This window comes from Nonomuraea solani (assembly GCF_900108335.1).
GTDB lineage: Bacteria > Actinomycetota > Actinomycetes > Streptosporangiales > Streptosporangiaceae > Nonomuraea > Nonomuraea solani.
The window spans coordinates 1-1,398 of record NZ_FNVT01000074.1; the positions used below are offsets into that span (position 1 = coordinate 1).

Genomic DNA, 1,398 nt, shown 5'->3' on the forward strand with positions numbered 1-1,398 from the left:
CGGTTACATTCCGAACCCGGAAGTTAAGCTTCTCTGCGCCGATGGTACTGCACTCGGGAGGGTGTGGGAGAGTAGGTCACCGCCGGACAATCTTTCAAAAAGGGCCCCGACGCCTAACGCGCCGGGGCCCTTTTGCATTTCCACGGCCGATACCCGTGGAGTGGCCGCCTGCACGCGGAAAGGACCTGGGTGCCTCAGCCCAGGTCGTCGCGGCTGCGTTGCGGATGCGGGTGGCGCGACCGGGCGAGGAACTCGGGCAAGGTGGTGGCATCGCGATCTCAGGTCGCCAGCCGCTGCTCTTGGGCTGACCGTCTGTGGGGCCTCGGTGTCCGGCCTAGCCTGGGTGCCTCCAGCTGCTGCGAAGCCGGCTCCGTGAATGCGGTCCGCCATACCCGATCTGCGTCGTGGACCGCGCCCTTATCGGTTGCCGGCCTCGTACAGGAATAGGCCTTGGCGCTCGGGAGTATGAGGGAGACAGGCCATCACGGCTTTAAGTCGCGCTCGTGCGGGACACAATGTCGTACAGCTTGAGAGTGTTGATGTGTGTGGAACGGTGCCGCACCTCTGCGAAACGGGTTTGCTGGGTCCGTGGCGCTCAGGCGGCCCCTGGTGACGTTGGCTCCAGCACCCTGACCGCGGAATGATCGGCGGCTCATCCGATTGTTCAGCGGGTGCCCGTTCGTGTGGGGAAGTCGCAGAGCCGGGTCGTACCGTCACCAGGTTGGGATTTCGGTTGATTCGTGGCAGCGAAGTGACGCGGCGTTCACTCTTGCTGGCTGTCCGTTTAGGGTCCCGTCAATATGTGGGTTGCGTCAGGCTCATGGACGTTCTGCGGCTTGCTAGGCTGGAAGGAGCGGGCCACCCCCACGGGTGGCCTTCGTCGCGTAAGGCCCGAGGGCGGGCGGCGACCAGCTACGGTGGACCGTCGTTCTGAGTCCGCTGGGTTAGCCAACGAAATGGACCAGAAGTGAACAGAGATAACGGCCCGGAGGGCGGACAGCCCGGGCGCGGCGACTACGAGGACAAGCGCTCCGGGGGAGAAGACAGGAGCGGCGGACAGGGCTCTCGCGGACGAGACTCCGGCGGCGACCGGCCATTCCGTTCCGGCGACAGGTCGCGCTCCTCCGACCGCGGGGACCGGGGACCGCGGCGAGATGACAACCGAGGCCGGGACGATCGTGGTCCCCGTCGTGAGGGTGGCGATGAGCGTCGCCCGTTCCGGGACCGTGATGACCGTGGGCCGCGCCGTGAGGGCGGCGGTGGCTACGGGGATCGTCGTGAAGGTGGTTTCGGGGCGCGCCGTGAGGGCGGGTTCCGCGATGATCGTGGTCCGCGTCGTGAGGGTGGTTACAGTCCTCGTCGTGAGGGGGATGACCGTCGGCCGTTCCGGGATCGGGA

General features: G+C 66.5%; 1 protein-coding gene and 1 rRNA gene. Both read left to right on the forward strand.

Translation table 11 applies throughout. From position 1 onward, the window contains the following. A 5S ribosomal RNA gene (gene rrf, locus C4V41_RS60515) occupies nt 1-88 on the forward strand; the annotation flags it as partial. 1,066 nt (nt 89-1,154) lie between these two features. Next, a partial coding sequence (locus C4V41_RS60520) for a hypothetical protein (protein ID WP_146104319.1) occupies nt 1,155-1,398 on the forward strand: 244 nt, incomplete at its 3' end.